This is a genomic window from Streptomyces sp. NPDC056486 (assembly GCF_042795295.1).
GTDB lineage: Bacteria > Actinomycetota > Actinomycetes > Streptomycetales > Streptomycetaceae > Streptomyces.
Window position 1 is genome coordinate 33,144 of the sequence record NZ_JBHTSF010000010.1, and the last position, 15,050, is coordinate 48,193.

Sequence of the window (15,050 nt, forward strand, 5' to 3'; positions counted from 1 at the left end):
GGGACACAGCATGGAATCGCGTGAACCAGAGATCTATGACGTCGTGGGCATCGGGTTCGGACCGTCCAACCTGTCACTCGCCGTCGCGCTGGAGGAGAGCCCGGACCCTGTCACGACCGCCTTCTTCGAGCGCCAGCCGTCTCTCGGCTGGCACCGCGGAATGCTGCTGCCGTCGGCGAAGATGCAGGTCTCGTTCCTGAAGGACCTGGCCACGTTCCGCAATCCGGCGTCGCGGTTCAGCTTCATCTGCTACCTGCACGACGTGGGACGGCTCACGAGGTTCGTCAACAACCAGGACTTCTTCCCCACCCGGCGGGAGTTCCACGACTACCTCGAATGGGCCGAGTCGAAGCTGACGCAGCCGGTCGACTACAACTCGGAGGTGACCGCGATCGGCCCGGCGCCGACAGCCGCACAGGGAGTCATCGACCGCGTACGGGTCACGGTGCGCGACGCGGTCGGTGGTTCGCGCGAGGTCGACACGCGGAACGTCGTCGTCTCCACAGGACTGGTCCCCAGGATGCCGGTCGGCCTGGAACCCGACGAATTCGTCTGGCACAGCTCGCAGTTCCTGCACAACTTCCGCGAGCGCAACGGCTCCGGCCTGAAACGGGTGGCGGTCGTCGGAGGCGGCCAGAGCGCGGCCGAGATCGTCAGGTACCTCTACGACCACCTGCCGGACGCCAAAGTGTCCGCGATCATCCCGTCCTACGGGTACTCCATCGCCGACGACACCCCCTTCGCCAACCAGGTGTTCGACCCCGATGCCGTGGACAGCTACTACCACGGCTCGCAGCGGTCCAAGGACGCCGTGTGGCAGTACCACAAGAACACGAACTACTCGGTGGTGGACGACGAGGTGATCCGGGGCCTGTACGAGCGGGCCTACGAGGAGGAGTTCAGCAAGGGCGACCGGCTGGAGTTCCTCAACCTGGCCCGCGTGGTCGACGTCAAGCGCGTCGGCAACGACACCCGCATCACGGTGCACTCGCTGGAGAGCGAGGAGTCGTACGACCTGGACGTCGACGTCCTGGTCTGCGCCACCGGCTACGACCCGATGGACCCCGCCGAGATCCTCGGCAAGCTCGACGCCTACTGCGTACGCGACGCGGAGGGCCGGCACAGCATCGGCCGTGACTACCGGTTGGTCACGACCCCGGAACTCGACTGCGGGATCTATCTGCAGGGCGGGACGGAGCACACGCACGGTCTGGCGTCGTCGCTCCTGTCGAACATAGCCACCCGCAGCGGAGAGATCGCCCACTCGATCACGGCCCGGCGATCCAGGGCCCAGGAGAAGGGAATCAACGCATGAGCACCAACCCGTTCGACGACGACAACGGCCGGTTCCACGTGCTGGTGAACGAGGAGGGCCAGCACTCCCTGTGGCCGGCCTTCTCCCCGGTCCCGGACGGCTGGCGGGCCGTCTTCGGCGAGAGCAGCCGGGCGGAATGCCTCGACTATGTGGAGGCGAGCTGGGTCGACATGCGGCCGAGGAGCCTTCGCGAGGCCATGGCCGGGGACTGACAGAGCGCATTGAAAGGGAATGGCATGACAACTCCGGCCGAGCGATGGGGTATTCACCCCGAGCACTTCTGGCTGTACGGGCGCCGACCGGAGCAGCCGGTTGAGTTCGACGAGAAGATGAACGCGTGGAACGTCTACGGCTATCCCGAGGCGCTCGAGGTCCTCGGTGACCCGGGGACGTTCTCGTCCCACATGGCGCGCCTGCTTCCCATGGGCGCGGACGAATCGTTCACGGAAGGCGATCTGCTGCAGACGGATCCGCCGGACCACCGTGAGCTGCGCAAGCTGGTGAGCCGCGCCTTCACCCCGAAGATCGTGGCCGACCTCGAACCGCGGATCAGCGCGCTCACCCACGAGCTGCTCGACGCGCTGGCCGACCGGGACGAGTTCGACCTGATGGCCGGTCTGGCGTATCCGCTCCCCGTGACCGTGGTGGCCGAACTGCTGAGCATTCCGAGCAGCGACCGCCATCTGTTCGAGGGGTGGATGACGGAGATGGTCCACAGCCTCGGCGATGTGTCGATGGAGGACGACGCCGAGGAGCAGGAGCGCATCTTCGAGGCCGGCATGGCGCCGATGCGCAAGATGCTCGAGTATCTGCGCGAGCACACGGCCGCGTGCCGGCGGCGGCCGGCGGAGGATCTGCTGGGCACGCTCATCCAGGCGGATCTGAACGGGCAGCGGCTGACCGACAACCACATCGTCAACTTCGCGAAGATGCTGCTGATCGCGGGGTATCTGACGACCACGATGCTGATCGGCAACACGGTGCTGTGCCTGGACAGCTATCCGGACCAGGCGGCGAGGGTCCGCGACAACCGTCTCCTTGTGCCGGGTCTGCTCGAGGAGTCGATGCGGTTCATGAGCCCGGTGGCGGCCACGTACCGGGCCACCACCAAGGAGGTGGAGATAGCCGGGCAGCGGCTCGAGGCCGATCAGATGGTCATGGTCTGGTACGGGGCGGCGAACCGCGATGCCCGGCAGTTCGCCGATCCTGACGTGTTCGACATGACGCGTGGGCCCAACCCGCACCTCGGATTCGGCCGGGGGATCCACTTCTGCCTCGGCGGGCCGTTGGCCAGGATGGAGGGCAGGGTCGCGCTCAACATCCTGTTCGACCGCTTCCCGAAACTGCTCACGGACCCGGACAAGCCGCCGACGTTCATGCCGGGCTTCGACACCACCGGCGTCAGCACGCTCCCGCTGCGCACCTCGTCGTAGTCACGGTCCGCACCTCGGGGCGGTCGGTCGTGGTCCACAGTGACGCCATCATGGCGCAGCCTGTAGCCACTGACTACTGATGGTGTCGTAAGGGTGCGGGCCGCCTGCCGTCGACTGCCGGTGGCGGCCACCATTTGCATATGGCGCCATTGTTGTGCCACTATGGCGTTATGAACTTGACGCCGTACGTCGACAGTCTCCGCCGCGAGTTCCTCCTCGCGGCGGAGGCCACCGGCGAGGGGAATCTCCTGTTGGCCGAGCGCCTCGTGCCCTCGCTGGACGCGTCGGCCAGGCTCGCTCTGCTGAACGCTCTGTCGACCGCCACGGACGAGATCTCCCGTGATCTCGCGCCCGGGGCGGTCGACCTCCGCCTGCGTGGCCTCGAACCGAATTTCGTGGTGACGGCGCCGCCGCCCGACTTCGGTGCCGAGGATTTCCCGGCCGGAGGCCCGGCTGCCGCGAACGGCACGGTGATCCCGGCGGCCGAGGAGGAAGGCACCCCGGCTCGCATCAACTTCCGTCTGCCCGAGCACCTCAAGGCTCGGATCGAGGAGGCCGCGGGGCGGGAAGGGCTTTCGGTCAACGCATGGCTCGTACGAGCCATCACCGCGAACCTCAATGGCGCGGGCCGCTCCGAGTGGCGGGTGCCACCGGGGGACCAGTACAACGTCGGCTGGGTGCGGTAGCGCACACGCAAGCGGCTCATCAGGGAAGGCTGACATGCCCACTTTCGACACCCCCGAACCGATCTCCGCCACCATCGAGTTCTCCGCGGGCAGTATCTCCGTCACGGCGAGCCGACGGGACGACACGGTGGTCGAGGTCCGTCCGACCGACAGCTCCAATGCCGCCGACGTGAAGGCCGCGGAACAGGCGCGGATCGACTACGCGCAGGGCAAGTTGCAGATCAAGGCGCCGACACAGATGCTCCGCTGGCCCGGCTCCTCGCGTCGTGACGGTTCAGTCGACGTGGCGATCGAGCTGCCCGAGGGCTCCCATGTGCGCGGTAGTTCGTCCTCGGTGACACTGCGCGGCGAAGGCCGTCTTGGCGAGTGCCGGTTCGAGTCCGCGCAGAGCGACATCCGCCTGGAGGAGACCGGCCCGCTCCGCCTCACCACATCACGTGGCGAGATCAACGTGCTCCGGGTGGTCGGCAACGCCAAGATCGTCAATGGCTCCGGGGGCGTACGCGTCGACGAGATCGACGGAGCAGCCTTGATCGGCAACGACCAGGGCGAGGCCAGAATCGGCGACGTCACCGGGAACCTGCGTCTGACCGGGATGAACGGCGACTTCCATGTCGCAAGGGCGCACGCGAGTGTCGAGGCCAAGACGGCCCATGGCAGCGTCCGGATCGCCGAGATCATCCGCGGTTCGGTCGTGGTGACGGCTTCCTCCGCCGAGATCGAGATCGGTATCAAGGAAGGGACCGCGGCGAAGCTGGACGTGAGCACGCTGTCGGGCACGGTCCGCAACTCCCTGAAAGTCGTCGACAGCCCCGCGAGGTCCGACGAGATCGTGGAACTGCGCGTCCGCACCTACAGCGGCGACGTCGTCATCCGACGTTCCTGACCGTTCCGCGAACACGGCGGCGCCCGGATCACCGGCCGCTGCCGAGACGAGACAGGCCCCGGCGGGCGTAGGACAAGGAGCCCGCCGGTGGCCCAGGCGGCCCGGGTACCTCCATCCCCCGCGGGGTCCCGGGCCGCCACCCGAACCAGGCCCACACCCGGAGAGACACGTGTGAAGATGAGGGATCAATTATGACAACGCGCGAGACGGTCGTGCTGGATGTCGATGGCCTCCGCATGCGCTACGGCACGACCGAGGTCCTCAAGGACGTGAACTTCCAGGTACGCCACGGTGAAGTGGTGTGCCTGCTCGGACCGAACGGGGCGGGTAAGACCACCACGCTCGAGATCCTCGAAGGCTTCCGTATGCGATCGGCCGGCCGGGTCGAGGTCCTTGGCACCGATCCGGCGCACGGCGACGAGAACTGGCGGGCACGGGTCGGTGTGGTGCTCCAATCGTGGCGGGACCACGGCAGGTGGCGGGTGCGCGAGCTCCTTGCGCACCTCGGCATGTACTACGCCCGATACTCCACCGAGCAGATCGAGCGGCCGTGGGACCCGGACGAACTCATCGCCGCGGTCGGCCTGACCGCGCAGGCGGACAAGAAGGTCCGTATGCTCTCCGGCGGTCAGCGCCGCAGGCTGGATGTCGCGGTCGGCATCGTGGGCCGTCCCGAACTGCTCTTCCTCGACGAGCCCACGGCCGGCCTCGACCCGGTGGCCCGGCGCGAGTTCCACGACCTCGTCGACCGTCTCGCCGACGAGCAGGACACCACGATCGTGCTCACCACCCACGATCTGCACGAGGCCCAGAAGCTCGCGGACCGCATCATGATCCTCAACGGCGGGCAGATCGTCGCCGACGGCACGGCTCAGGAGCTCGCCGAGCGGATCGTCGGCGAGGACACGGTGCGCTGGTCCCGTGACGGCCGCGACTTCGTCCGCTCGACCAGCGAATCCACCAAGTTCGCCTTCGAGTTGTTCCGGCAGTACGGCGAGGACATCACGGATCTCGAAGTCCGGAAGGCCACGCTGGAGGACACCTATCTCTCGCTGGTACGGCAGCCGTCCGATGAACCCGAAGCAGAAGCAGATGCAGAAGCAGACGCCGTGAGCGAGCTGGGGGAAGTGACCCGATGAACGAGACAGCACTGCGAGCGGGCTGGTCCCGTGGCCTGATCGAACTGCGACAGTCGTTCACCAACGGTGGTGACCTGTTCAATCACTTCTTCTGGCCCGTGCTGATGCTGATCGTGACGTTCTTCCTGCGGGACGTGTCCTTCGGCGACAGCGGATTCGAACTCGGCACCCTGGTGCTGCCGGGCATCCTCGGTATGAACGCCGCGATGGCCATGGTGTCCATGAGTCAACTGCTCACCGCCGAGCGCGAGGACGGGACGCTGCTGCGGGCCAAGGCGACGCCGAACGGCATGCCGGCCTACTTGATCGGAAAGATCATCTCGGTGGCGGGCGGCGTCATCGTCGACCTCGCGATCTTCCTCGTACCCGGCCTGTTCATCATTCCCGGCCTCACGATCAGCAGCCTGAGTTCCTGGCTCACACTGGGCTGGGTGCTGGTGCTCGGCCTGGTGGCCACCCTGCCGATCGGCGCGGTGCTGGGATCGGTGTTCAGCAACGCACGCAGCCAGGGACTCCTCACGCTCCCGATCCTCGCGTTGATCGGAACCTCCGGGATCTTCTACCCGGTCACCTCCCTGCCCGACTGGGTGCAGTGGATCGCCCAGGTCTTCCCCATCTACTGGCTCGGGCTCGGCATGCGATCGGCCCTGCTGCCCGACAGCGCGGTCACCGTCGAGATCGGCGATTCCTGGCGCCATCTGGAGACCGTGGGTGTGCTGGGAGCCTGGGCCGTCCTCGGTCTGGTCCTCGCGCCCATCGTGCTGCGCCGAATGGCCCGGCGGGAGTCCGGCTCGACCATGGCCGAGCGCCGCGAGAAGGCCCTGCAGCGAGTCGGCTGACACATCCGTGTCCCGTCGCCAGGACAGGAACAGGACAGTAAAGGGTCGTGGAGAACGCGGAGAACATGGAGAACTCAAGCGAACCTTGACATGGGAAAGGCCGCGCTTGAACACTGGAGCAGCCTGCTGAATTCGGCGCCCATTCTCATCGGCATTCATGACTCTTTCACGGAAGGACACAATTGTGACCTCGCCCGTCGACCAGTGGGAGTTTCACCCCGGCCAGTTCTGGATGCGTGGAAAGCGGCCGGAGAAGATTGTTGACTATGACGAAGAGTTGCAGCTGTGGAATGTCTACGGATATCCCGAGTGCGCTGCGATACTCGGAAACCCCAAGACCTATTCCAGTGACACCATGCGTCTTGACCCCATCAAGCTCGACGAGTCGATAGTCGAGGGCGACTTCAGCCACACGGACCCGCCGAAACACCGCAAGCTGCGCGGACTTGTCGACCACGCGTTCACCCCGGGCCTGGTGGCCAAGCTCGAGTCCCAGGTGCACGGGATCGTCCACGAGCTGATCGACGGCATCGAGGGGAAGAGCCAGTTCGATCTGGTGGCGGACTTCGCCGCGCCACTGCCGCTGATCATGATCTCCGATCTGCTGGGCGTCCCGGCGAGCGACCGGGCCCTGTTCCGGCAGTGGATGGACAAGATGCTCGACGGCTCGGAGAAGTTCGAGTCGCCCGAGACCGTCCTGGAGCAGGAGAAGGAGCTCGAGAAAGAGCTGGAACTGCTGTGGGAGATGCGCGACTACTGGCATCAGCGGGCAGCCGAGAGCAGAAAACACCCCCGTGAGGATCTGATCAGCCAGCTCGTGCACGCCGAGGTGGACGGTGAGCGGCTGAACGACAGCCAGATCTCCAATATCGCCAACCGGCTGCTCGTCAACGGTCACCTCACCACGGCCATGCTGATCGCCAACACCGTGCTGTGCATGGACGCCTTCCCCGATCAGGGGGCGCGTGTGCGGGCGGACCGTTCGCTGGTGCCGCCGCTGCTCGAGGAATCCATGCGGTACATGAGCCCGATCTGCGGAGTGGGCCGGGCGACCAACGTCGAGGTGGAAGTGGCCGGACAGGTCATCCCCAAGGATCAGTTGCTGCTCGTGTGGACCGGGGCGGCCAACCGTGACGAGCGGCAATTCGAGAACCCGGACATGTTCGACGCGGGGCGATCCCCCAACGCGCACCTCGGTCTGGGGCGCGGCATCCATTTCTGCGTGGGCCGGCAGCTGGCCCGCATGGAAAGCAAGGCGGCAGTGGAAATCCTGCTGGACCGCTTGCCCACTTTGCGGACCGACCCGGCGAACGCCCCGTCATTCCTGCAGGTGGTGGATGCCAGCGGCGTCGCCACACTCCCAGTCGTCCAGTAGGTCGTCACCCAGTAATCCGTAGGATCCCGGTAAGGAGAAGTGTGATGACGACGGTCGTCGACCGCTGGAACATTCACCCCGACCATCTCTGGCTGCGTGGGAAGCGGCCCGCATCCCCGGTGGAGTTCGATGAGGCGCAGGGGGTGTGGAACGTCTACGGATACCCCGAAGCGCTGGAAATGCTCAACAACCACGGGACGTTCACGTCCGACCTGGCGCATCTCCTCCCCGTGTCCGTCGACGCTCCGCTGCTCGAAGGCGACATGTCGCAGATGGACCCGCCCATCCACCGCAAGTACCGCCAGCTCGTCAGCCGGGCCTTCACCCCCAAGCTTGTCGCCGCCATGGAATCGCGGATCGACACGATCACCGGCGAACTGCTCGACGCGGTGGAGGGCAAGCCCGAGATCGAGATCGCCGCCGACCTGGCGTACCCGCTGCCGGTCATCGTCATCGCCGAACTGCTCGGTGTCCCGGCCAGCGATCGCGATCTGTTCAAAAAATGGGCGGACGACATCATCGAGGGCTTCAGCGGGTTCTCGTTCCTCGACGACAGCGGGCAGGGCGAGCAGGACGTTCGCAACGCCACGGAGCGACTGCGGCCGCTGCTCGACTACATGGCCGAGCACGTCACCGATCGTCGTCGCCACCCCCGCGAGGACCTGCTCACGCATCTGGCCCTGGCCGAGGTCGACGGTGAGAGCCTCACCGACAACGAGATCGTGAACGTCGCGAACATCCTGCTGATCACTGGCCACATCACCACCACCATGCTGCTCGGCAACACGGTCCTGTGCCTGGACGCCTACCCCGAGGTGGCCGCGAAGGTCCGTGCGGACAGGTCGCTGGTGCCGGGCGCCATCGAGGAGGCGCTGCGGCTGCTGTCCCCGTCGGCGGCGCTCGCACGGGGAACCAGCGCCGATGTGGAGATAGCCGGGCAGCTCATCCCCAAGGATCAGATCGTCATGCTCTGGCTGGGCGCGGGCAACCGTGATCCCCGCCAGTTCGAGGACCCCGAGACGTACAACCCCGCCCGGGACCCCAACCCGCACTTCGGCTTCGGCCGTGGCATCCACTTCTGCATCGGCGCCGGTCTTGCCAGGCTCGAGGGCCGTATCGCGCTGAACGCGCTGTTCGACCGCTTCCCGGTGCTCAGGACCGACCCGGCCACGCCGCCCACGTTCTTCCCGACACCCGACATGATCGGCGTCAACACGCTGACTCTGCGCACCTCCTGAGAGGAAAAGGCTTGTCCGCCAACGGAGGGGAAGCGGAATCCGCCCCCATGGAACAGTCGTTGACCCAGATGACGCTCGGCTATGTGCCGGCGCAAGTGCTCTACGCCGCAGCGGAACTGGGCGTGGCCGAGGCGCTGGGGGACGGCCCGCCGCGTGATTTCGGCAGTCTCGCCAAGGAGACGGGTACGGACCCGGCAGCGCTGCGCAGGCTGCTCAGGGCCCTCGCCGGACTGGGCGTGGTCACCCAGCACGACGCCGAACGCTTCTCGCTCACGGAGCTCGGCAGTCGGCTGCGCGCCGACGTGCCGGACTCCGAGCGGGACGACATCATGCTCTCCACCGCCCCGGAGCTGTGGCGGGCCTGGGGCGAGCTGTCGACCGTCGTACGGAGCGGAGGGCCCGCCCACGACCCGGCCACCGGCCTGACGGCCCACGAGGCGATGCTGCGGCACCCGGAACTGTCGGTGAAGCTGCGTGCGGGCATGGCGCAGGCGACTCGGGAGTTCGCGTCCGGTGTCGTCGGTGCGTACGACTTCTCCCGGTTCGGCACGGTCGCCGACTTCGGCGGCGACGAAGGCACCTTGATCGCGGCGGTTCTGGGTGCGGTGCCCGGCCTTCGGGGTGTGCTCTACGACCGGCCGGACGCTCTGGAGCGGGCCCGGGCCGTACTGGGCGCCGCGGGTGTCGCGGACCGGTGCGAGGTCGTGGCCGGAGACCTCGCCGAGCCGGTGCCGACCGGAGCCGACGCGCTGGTCCTGAACAACATCGTCCGCGACTGGGGCGACGAGAGGGCAACGGCGTTGCTGCGCAACTGCCGTGCGGGGCTGGCGCCCGGGGGGCGGCTGCTCCTGGTGGAGACACTCATGCCGCCGGTTCTGGCCCCGGAGGAGTCCGCCGCGTACGGCCTGACGGATCTCAACAACCTGGTCTTCACCGGCGGGCGGGAACGCACCCGGGACGAGTACGCCGAGCTGCTCGACGCGGCGGGCTTCACCCTCTCGGCGACCGTGGCCGTGCCGGTCCCCACGGGCATGCCGGACTTCCACGTGATCGAGGGCACCCTCGCCTGACCGTCGCGGAGCCGCCCACCCCTCCGAATCGATGGGGGGATGGGCGGCTCTTCTGGTGTTTTGTCCCGCGGGGGAAAGCTGGGGCGGTTTGGTGCAGGCCAGTACCCGAGTCCGTGAGATCTTGCGACATGTGGGAGCGTGAGCAGGTGAGTGAGACGACGACTGCCGCCCTGCAATACCGCTTCGACGGCCCCGAAGACGCCCCCGTGCTGATCCTCGGGCCCTCCCTCGGTACCACCTGGCACATGTGGGACAGGCAGGTGCCCGAGCTGGTCAAGCAGTGGCGGGTGTTCCGTTTCGACATGCCCGGACACGGCGGTGCCCCCGCGCACCCGTGCGGCTCCGTCGGCGAGATCGCCCAGCGGCTGCTCGCCACGCTCGACGAGGTCGGCGTGCAGCGCTTCGGCTACGCGGGCTGTGCGTTCGGCGGCGCGATCGGCGCCGAGCTCGCCCTGCGGCACCCCCAGCGCGTCGCCTCCCTGGCACTGATATCCGCCTCGCCGCGCTTCGGCAGCGCCGACGAGTTCCGCCAGCGCGGCGTGATCGTGCGGAGCAACGGCCTCGACCCCATCGCGCGTACGTCCCCCGAGCGCTGGTTCACGCCCGGCTTCGCCGCCGCGCAGCCCGCGATCACCGACTGGGCCGTACAGATGGTGCGTACGACCGACCCGGGCTGCTACATCGCCGCCTGCGAGGCTCTCGCCGCCTTCGACGTGCGCGCCGAGCTGAGCCGGATCGGGGCGCCCACTCTCGTTCTGGTGGGTTCGGAGGACCAGGTCACCGGACAGGGCGAGGCCCGTACTCTCGTCGCAGGCATCCCGGACGCCCGCCTGGCCGTGGTGCCGGGAGCGTCCCACCTCGCTCCCGTCGAGCAGCCCGCGGCAGTCACCGACCTGCTCGTACGGCACTTCTCCACCGCCTGGCAGCTCGCCCCCGAGGGCACCGGGACACACGCGGCGATCAGCGCACCGCCCATCAAGCCGGTGCTCGCCCCGCCGATGCCGGTCTTCCCCATCGCCGAGATCGGTCCCACGGAGCAGCCCGAAGCCGTGGGCGGCGGTCGACCCGACCCGTACGAGGCCGGGATCAAGGTCCGCCGCGAGGTGCTCGGCGACGCACACGTCGACCGGGCGCTCGCTGCTGCGGACGACTTCTCCACGGACTTCCAGGAGCTCATCACGCGCTACGCCTGGGGCGAGGTCTGGAACCGGCCCGGCCTCGACCGGCGCTCCCGCAGCTGCGTCACGCTCACCGCGCTCGTCGCGGGCGGCCACCTGGAAGAGCTGGCCTTCCACACCCGCGCCGCCCTGCGCAACGGCCTCACCCCGCAGGAGATCAAGGAAGTACTGCTCCAGGCGGCCGTCTACTGCGGCGTCCCCGCGGCGAACTCCGCCTTCAAGGTCGCCCAGGCCGTGATCCGCGAGGAAACCACGCCCCAGGAGTGAGGCGTAGCAGGATGGGGGCATGACGACTGCCGCGAAGCGCATCAAGCTCACGAAGAAGACGCACGCCTGTGTCCGCCTGGAGAGGGACGGCCAGAGGCTCGTCATCGATCCGGGCACCTTCAGCGAACAGGACGCGGCGCTCGGCGCCGACGCGATCCTCGTCACGCACGAGCACCCCGATCACTTCGACGAGGACCGGCTGCGCGCCGGCATGGAGGCCAACCCGGCCGCCGAGATCTGGACCCTGCGCTCCGTCGCGGAGAAGATCTCGGCCGCCTTCCCCGGCCGGGTGCACACCGTCGGGCACGGCGACACCTTCACGGCCGCCGGATTCGACGTGCAGGTGCACGGCGAACTGCACGCCGTGATCCACCCGGACATCCCGCGGATCACCAACGTCGGCTATCTGGTCGACGGTTCGGTCTTCCACCCGGGTGACGCGCTGACCGTGCCCGAGCAGGCCGTGGACACGCTGATGCTGCCCGTGATGGCGCCCTGGAACAAGATTTCCGAGGTCATCGACTACGTGCGCGAGGTCAAGCCGCAGCGCGCCTACGACATCCACGACGCGCTGCTCACCGACCTGGCCCGGCCGATCTACGACGCGCAGATCGGGTCCCTGGGCGGCGCCGAGCACCTGCGGCTCACGCCGGGGGAGTCCGCCGAACTCTGACCGGCAGGACTGAGAGTGTCAGTGGCGGCCGGTAGGTTGTGAAGCATGCGCATTGCCACCTGGAACGTGAACTCGATCACCGCTCGGCTGCCGAGGCTGCTCGCCTGGCTGGAGAGCAGCGGTACGGATGTGCTGTGCATCCAGGAGACCAAGACGACCGCCGAGGGCTTCCCCACCGACGAGCTGCGCGAGCTCGGTTACGAGTCGGCGGTGAACGCCACCGGTCGGTGGAACGGCGTCGCGCTGGTCTCCCGGGTCGGCCTCGACGACGTGACGGTCGGCCTGCCCGGCGGCCCGGAGTACGACGGGGTGCAGGAGCCGCGCGCGATCTCCGCGACCTGCGGTCCCGCCCGGGTCTGGTCGGTGTACGTGCCGAACGGCCGCGAGGTGGAGCACGCCCACTTCGCGTACAAGCTCCAGTGGTTCGAAGCCCTGAAGGCCGCGGTCGCCGACGACTCCGCGGGCGCGCGGCCGTTCGCCGTGCTCGGGGACTTCAACGTGGCCCCGACCGACGAGGACGTCTGGGACCCCGCCCTGTTCGAGGGTGCCACCCATGTGACCCCCGCCGAGCGCGCGGCACTCGCGGCGCTCCGGGACGCGGGGCTCTCGGACGTCGTGCCGCGGCCGCTGAAGTACGACCACCCCTTCACGTACTGGGACTACCGCCAGCTCGGCTTCCCCAAGAACAGGGGAATGCGCATCGACCTGGTGTACGGGAACGAGCCGTTCGCGAAGGCGGTGACGGATTCGTACGTGGACCGCGAGGAGCGCAAGGGCAAGGGCGCGTCGGATCACGCGCCCGTCGTGGTGGACCTGGACCTTTAGGCGGGTGAGGGGGGCCAGGACATGGCTGGCCCCCGCACCGCGTTGCTGCTACTCCGGGACCAGCGCCCCCAGGTCCACCGACTCCGCGATCGCCGCGAGCCCTGCGTCCCCCGGATGCAGATGGTCCCCGCTGTCGTACGCGGCAAGGATCCGTGCCGGATCAGCCGGATCCCGCAGCACCGCGTCGAAGTCCAGGACGGCGTCGAAGTCGTCGCCGTCCCGCAGATAGCTGTTGATCTTCATCCGCTCCGCGTCCGCCGCCGCTGTGCACAGGGACTCGCCCTGGCACGGTGCGATCGTCGCCGCGACCACCCGCAGGCCCCGCGCGTGTGCCCGCCCGGCGAGCTCCCGCAGGCCGGCCGTCACCTGATCCGCCGACGCGCCCCAGCGGACGTCGTTGACGCCTTCGAAGACGACGACGGTACGCGCCGACGTCTGGGCGAACACATCACGGTCCAGGCGGTGCAGCGCGCTCACGCCGCCCGTGTCGGTGGAGACACCGTCGCCGGGATAGCGGTCCGCGATCACGCGGTTCGCCGAGATTCCCTGGTTGAGGACCCCGAAGCGCGGGACATCGTCCTGCCGAAGGAGCCGGGTCGCAAGGACGTTGGGCCAGCGGTGGTTCGCATCCTGCGTCGACTTCACCCCGTCCGTGATGGAGTCGCCGAGCAGCACCACGGAGCCGGGCCCGCCCGACACGTCGACTCCCGTGAGCAGCGGCCAGGTCGAGATCGTGGACGTGTACGCCTCCGGGGAGCCCTCCGCCGCGTGGTCGCCCGGGCCGCTCACGTACGAACGCTGAATGGCCTGGCTGTGGACGGGCGCGGTGGTCACCGTCTCCGGGAGGTGGAAGCTCACCAGGAGGTTCGTGTCCTCGGGTACGTCGAAGTCGAGCGGGTCGCTGAACGCCTGCGCGCCCGCGGGGAGTTGGGTGCCGGTCCGGCCCCCGAAGGACAGTGGCCGCGGCTCGCCCCGCGCCCCCGCGCCGGACTCCTGCACCGCCACCGTCGCGCTCCCGATCCGTACAGGGGTCGAGGCGAAGGTGTTGTCGAGCCGGATCCGCACCCGCGGCCCGCCCGTGCTGGTATGGACGACAAGGCGCACGGTCCTGTCGGCCCACGGGCCCACCGCCGTGTATCCGGCCGTCGACGCCGACCAGCTGCCGGTCCACCCCTTCGTCGCCTGCCGTACGGAGAGCGAGAAGACATGCAGATCCGGGGCGCCGGGGTCCTTCGGCAGGGTCACCGAAGCGACCTCGCGTCCCCGAGCCACCGGTACGGTCACGGCGTACAGCCGCGCCTTCTCGGCGAGTTGGCCGCCCGGGGTGTTCACATGCGGCAGCGCGACCGCCTTGGTGGCGAGCGGGCCCGAGCGCCAGTCGGGTGCCGTCAGGCGGTACGTTCCCCTCGATCCGTCCCGGTAGCGCACCGTCCCCGTGCCGCTCGCCTCGCCGCCCGTGCCCGCGACAAGGAACGCCAGAGCGTCCCCGCGCCCGCGCACCCGCACGGACTGCCCGTCGGCCCGGACGTTGTCAGCTCTGCCCGCGCCCGTGCGGGGCCAGGTATGCCGTGCCCCGTCCACGGCGAGCGAGCGTCCCGGCGTCCAGCCCGCCGCCGTCAGGTCCCGCGCGGAGAGCGAGCCGCCCGCGCCGTCGAAGTCCGCGTCACCGGGCCGCGCGTCGTCACTGACCGCCCTGTTGTCGAAGAGCCGCTCCAGAGGGAGCGGCCCGGGTCTGTGCGGGGCGGCCTGCGCCGACGCCACGGGTACGACACCGGCGAGCACCGCGAGTACGGCTGCCGCTCCCCATGAACGTCGGCCTGGACGGTGGAGCATGAAGACCCCCATGGCGGTAGCTGACGTGACGACAGGTGCGCCATGAAGCTAAGGAGGCCGGGGAGACGCGTCAATGAGGTGCGCGTGAACATGACCCGAACTTGCCGGGATGCCACGGCGATCGCGACGAGCGCGGCAGGGCCGTTCGGGTGCGGGCCTTCGCGGCATATGCCCTTGCGGACGTCGCCGCGGGGCGGCGGGCCGCGCGTGGCGCGATTCGCCCGATTCCGTGATCAACTGATGCAAGATAGGTTCCTGTAGATACGGGCATCCGCTGCCCAGGAATGGGCAGG

At 68.5% G+C, this 15,050-nt stretch carries 14 protein-coding genes; 13 read left to right on the forward strand and 1 reads right to left on the reverse strand.

Annotated features, from left to right (window positions below; genetic code table 11):
• Positions 1 to 10 precede the first annotated feature (10 nt).
• The 13 genes from ACFQ7F_RS07025 to ACFQ7F_RS07085 all read left to right on the forward strand — a co-directional run bounded on the left by ACFQ7F_RS07025 (position 11) and on the right by ACFQ7F_RS07085 (position 12,924).
• Complete coding sequence (locus tag ACFQ7F_RS07025) at positions 11 to 1,315, forward strand: lysine N(6)-hydroxylase/L-ornithine N(5)-oxygenase family protein (RefSeq protein ID WP_383267278.1); 1,305 nt, start codon at positions 11 to 13, stop codon at positions 1,313 to 1,315.
• Entirely contained in the window at positions 1,312 to 1,527 is a 216-nt protein-coding gene (locus ACFQ7F_RS07030) for an MbtH family protein (protein ID WP_383267281.1), read from the forward strand. Before ACFQ7F_RS07025 ends, ACFQ7F_RS07030 begins: the two co-directional genes overlap by 4 nt.
• A 24-nt stretch (positions 1,528 to 1,551) precedes the next feature.
• Positions 1,552 to 2,748, forward strand: coding sequence for a cytochrome P450 (locus ACFQ7F_RS07035; RefSeq protein WP_383267284.1), 1,197 nt, complete (start codon positions 1,552 to 1,554; stop codon positions 2,746 to 2,748).
• Positions 2,749 to 2,918: 170 nt separating this feature from the next.
• A complete protein-coding gene (locus tag ACFQ7F_RS07040) occupies positions 2,919 to 3,434 on the forward strand; it encodes a toxin-antitoxin system HicB family antitoxin (protein ID WP_383267287.1) in 516 nt (171 codons plus the stop codon).
• 34 nt (positions 3,435 to 3,468) lie between these two features.
• A complete protein-coding gene (locus tag ACFQ7F_RS07045; RefSeq protein ID WP_383267290.1) occupies positions 3,469 to 4,320 on the forward strand; it encodes a DUF4097 domain-containing protein in 852 nt (283 codons plus the stop codon).
• A gap of 191 nt (positions 4,321 to 4,511) precedes the next feature.
• Positions 4,512 to 5,459, forward strand: coding sequence for an ABC transporter ATP-binding protein (locus tag ACFQ7F_RS07050; RefSeq protein WP_383267292.1), 948 nt, complete (start codon positions 4,512 to 4,514; stop codon positions 5,457 to 5,459).
• Entirely contained in the window at positions 5,456 to 6,298 is an 843-nt protein-coding gene (locus tag ACFQ7F_RS07055; protein ID WP_383267294.1) for an ABC transporter permease, read from the forward strand. The genes ACFQ7F_RS07050 and ACFQ7F_RS07055 overlap by 4 nt, the downstream gene beginning before the upstream one ends.
• A 184-nt stretch (positions 6,299 to 6,482) precedes the next feature.
• Positions 6,483 to 7,673 carry a cytochrome P450 gene (locus ACFQ7F_RS07060; RefSeq protein ID WP_383267297.1) on the forward strand — a complete coding sequence of 397 codons (1,191 nt, stop codon included), beginning with the start codon at positions 6,483 to 6,485 and terminating at the stop codon, positions 7,671 to 7,673.
• Positions 7,674 to 7,717: 44 nt separating this feature from the next.
• Complete coding sequence (locus ACFQ7F_RS07065; RefSeq protein WP_383267300.1) at positions 7,718 to 8,911, forward strand: cytochrome P450; 1,194 nt, start codon at positions 7,718 to 7,720, stop codon at positions 8,909 to 8,911.
• Between the two features lie 47 nt (positions 8,912 to 8,958).
• The gene (locus tag ACFQ7F_RS07070) at positions 8,959 to 9,981 is read left to right on the forward strand and encodes a methyltransferase (protein WP_383267302.1); all 1,023 of its coding nucleotides are present in this window, start codon (positions 8,959 to 8,961) and stop codon (positions 9,979 to 9,981) included.
• 146 nt (positions 9,982 to 10,127) lie between these two features.
• On the forward strand, positions 10,128 to 11,426 hold the full coding sequence (gene pcaC, locus ACFQ7F_RS07075) for a 4-carboxymuconolactone decarboxylase (RefSeq protein ID WP_383267304.1): 1,299 nt from the start codon (positions 10,128 to 10,130) through the stop codon (positions 11,424 to 11,426).
• Between the two features lie 40 nt (positions 11,427 to 11,466).
• Complete coding sequence (locus tag ACFQ7F_RS07080; RefSeq protein ID WP_383267453.1) at positions 11,467 to 12,099, forward strand: MBL fold metallo-hydrolase; 633 nt, start codon at positions 11,467 to 11,469, stop codon at positions 12,097 to 12,099.
• Positions 12,100 to 12,144: 45 nt separating this feature from the next.
• Complete coding sequence (locus ACFQ7F_RS07085; protein ID WP_383267307.1) at positions 12,145 to 12,924, forward strand: exodeoxyribonuclease III; 780 nt, start codon at positions 12,145 to 12,147, stop codon at positions 12,922 to 12,924.
• Positions 12,925 to 12,972: 48 nt separating this feature from the next.
• Here ACFQ7F_RS07085 and ACFQ7F_RS07090 read toward each other — a convergent pair whose 3' ends face one another.
• Positions 12,973 to 14,757, reverse strand: a complete 1,785-nt coding sequence (locus tag ACFQ7F_RS07090) for an SGNH/GDSL hydrolase family protein (protein ID WP_383267310.1) — start codon at positions 14,755 to 14,757, stop codon at positions 12,973 to 12,975.
• Positions 14,758 to 15,050 lie beyond the last annotated feature (293 nt).